Raw genomic sequence first — 2,676 nt, forward strand, 5'->3', positions numbered from 1 at the left:
TAGTTCAATAAGGGAAGGGCGACAACTATTACTTTAGCTGTCGCCCTTTTTATCAGCAATTACATGTTCGACTTTAACTTTTAATTTCATCTGCAATCGTGGGTTCTACAAGATCTTTTCTTCGATAAACATTTAAAATGAGTCCTAAAACAGCAGCGTAAAAGAGTATCGCACTGCCTCCATAACTAATAAAAGGCAGAGAAACCCCCATTATAGGCACGACTCCAAAGCTCATCAAGATGTTCCAGGTAGTAGGAACCGCAAACAATGTAGCACCACCTATTACGATCAATCTCCCATAGAGGTCCTTTGTTTTAAACGCATTTTTTGAGATCCTTGAAATAAATATCAGTAGGATCAAACATAGAACGAATCCGAAAGCCCAACCAAGAGAATAGACGAGGAAGGGAAAAGCAAAATCTGTATGTGCTTCTGGTAACAATTGAAAATTCAACTCGTTGGAAAGTCCGTTACCGAACCATCCCGCTTCTGAAAGGACATTCCTAACCGCCTTATACATATATCCTGCTCCATTTGAATCGGCAGTAGGGTTTATAAAAGCAGATAATCTAGTTAACAAATAACTTTGACGTGAGGTCATGTAGAACATAATAATGAAAATAATACCAGCCAATAGATTTGTTAGGGTCAGATTTACAGCTAATTTCTTATGGATTCGAGCGAAAGCAAACATCCCAAGTATGCAGAAGAAGTAAATAATACTAACCATAAAGTCTGGCACCATCATGTAGAGCGAGATGGGAATCCAAAATAAAACAAAAAGTAAACCTTGTTTTTTCCAACTACGAAACTCATTTATTTTGTTAAAAATACCAGCCCAAGCAAGAAAAAAGAAAAATAAGCTCATCATGGTTCCATCGACCGTCAGGCCTGGGAGGGAAACCCACTTCTTTGCTCCGTTGGTCATAATTCCAAAAAGATGAAGATATATATGGATCAATAGGCCTATCGCATAAAAGTATATCCATCCGTTCTTTAATTTTTGGTAATCAAAGAAAAGGAATCCAATGATTACAAGAATAGCCAGGGTGTACCAAATTGCCTGTCTCCCCATAAAATAGGTACCTGATAGGGAAAATTCAGGAATCCCATCAACTAACGGGAGAAAACTAATACCAGCAAAAAGAACAAATAAAACAATTAGAACCCAATCCATTTTCGGCTTATGTAGGGGATTTAATCTCTCCCCAATGGTAAATGGATTTCCCATTTCTTGAATCGCCTTTTCCTCTGCATCCTCTTTAGAAAACCCTCTCTTTTTGTAAGATTGACTTAACTCTTGCAGATGATGAATAAGCTCTTTTTTTATCATGTTGTGGGCTTCCTTAGATTTCACTTTGGACGTTACTTTACTTAAAAATTCTTCAAATTTGGGAGAACTCATAAGGACGCCTCCTCTAGTAAGTGTTTAAGGGATAACTCTTGTTTTGATTTATCTTGTTTATAGGTAGCTAAGTATTTTTCCCCTTTGGAATTTAAGGAGTAATATTTCTTTTTGTTTATCCATTTTGAAGTAAGAATTTCTTTATTTTCTAGTAGATGTAGAAGTGAATAAAGCTGCCCTTCATTTTTTTGGAAAGTACGTTCATTTTTTTGAAAAAGTTGGGTAGAAATATTGTAGCCATCCTTTGATTCATGCTGAACCGATTCTAATATAGCTATGATGGTTTCTATCTTCCAAGAATGAAATTGTGATTGAGATTGTCTCATACGAATGGATTCTTTCACCGCATTTTTTCTTTCATTGGAAAAAGAAAAATCCTTGAAAATTGATTTTTTCATCGAACTCTTCAGGTTAGTAAATGGATCATTCATCTCCTAAACCTCCTCGATCATCTTGTCTTTTAATAATTCTTTTGCACGCTTTAATCTAGTTTTTATTGTATTTATATTTACTGTCGTAATCTTACTTATTTCGGCTAAAGATAGTTCTTCATAATAATGCAGAAATACTACTTCTCTGTACTTTAGAGGTAAATTCATGACAGCATTTGTTAAGATGTTTTCTTCACTATTCGCGATAATCTCTTCTTCAACCTGTTTTGATTTCGAAGGTATATAATCCAAAATTTTATCGCTAAGCGTTATTTTGCGATAATGCCAGCTTCTTAAGTAGTCCTTACAATGATTACTAGCAATACGATATACCCATGTTTTTAGTGTTGCCTGCTGATTAAACTGATTTAACTTTTCATAACATTTTAAAAATATCTCCTGCGTTAAATCTTCTGCTGTCGTTCGATTTTTAACATATGTATATACGAGATGAAGGATATCATCGCTATATTCTTGCATTAATTGATCAATTATTTCCTCTCTCTCAAGCAACATACTTTCATCTGTCACCGCCAGTTGTTTTAGTCCATTCATCTTGTTATCACCCTCTCACATAAAATAGACGTAGCTAACCTTCATTTGGTTTGAAAAAATATTGGATTTTTATGACCTTCTATAATCTAAGGTATAAATGGAAAAAGGACCAACCTCTTATCGGATTGTTCCAGAATGTTGTATGTAGGTTAGATGGCTTATAATACTACTTATTCGATTAATAATACCTTACTTCTCAGAAGGAACTGCAAGTACAACAGCTCCTAAATTCAGAATTACTTATCGGCGTAAATCTGCGTTTTCCTGACGCTACCCCTTTTTTAA

The 2,676-nt window shown here is 34.9% G+C and carries 3 protein-coding genes; all 3 read right to left on the reverse strand.

The annotated features are described in order from the left end of the window. Positions 1-73 precede the first annotated feature (73 nt). The 3 genes from CHI06_RS28855 to CHI06_RS28865 are packed head-to-tail and all read right to left on the reverse strand — an operon-like array spanning position 74 to position 2,391. Positions 74-1,405: an FtsW/RodA/SpoVE family cell cycle protein gene (locus CHI06_RS28855; RefSeq protein WP_095252060.1), complete on the reverse strand. Its 1,332-nt coding sequence runs from the start codon at positions 1,403-1,405 to the stop codon at positions 74-76. Then, a complete protein-coding gene (locus tag CHI06_RS28860; RefSeq protein ID WP_063255096.1) occupies positions 1,402-1,836 on the reverse strand; it encodes a PadR family transcriptional regulator in 435 nt (144 codons plus the stop codon). Before CHI06_RS28860 ends, CHI06_RS28855 begins: the two co-directional genes overlap by 4 nt. Positions 1,837-1,839: 3 nt before the next feature. Then, complete coding sequence (locus tag CHI06_RS28865; RefSeq protein ID WP_095252061.1) at positions 1,840-2,391, reverse strand: sigma-70 family RNA polymerase sigma factor; 552 nt, start codon at positions 2,389-2,391, stop codon at positions 1,840-1,842. Positions 2,392-2,676: the final 285 nt, after the last annotated feature.

The organism is Bacillus sp. 7884-1, from assembly GCF_002272245.1.
Lineage (GTDB): Bacteria > Bacillota > Bacilli > Bacillales > Cytobacillaceae > Neobacillus.

Bases quoted from the DNA above. Each gene is read 5' to 3' on its own strand.
- CHI06_RS28855 (WP_095252060.1), bottom strand. From the start codon at position 1,405: ATGAGTTCTCCCAAATTTGAAGAATTTTTAAGTAAAGTAACGTCCAAA.
- CHI06_RS28865 (WP_095252061.1), bottom strand. From the start codon at position 2,391: ATGAATGGACTAAAACAACTGGCGGTGACAGATGAAAGTATGTTGCTT.
- CHI06_RS28860 (WP_063255096.1), bottom strand. From the start codon at position 1,836: ATGAATGATCCATTTACTAACCTGAAGAGTTCGATGAAAAAATCAATT.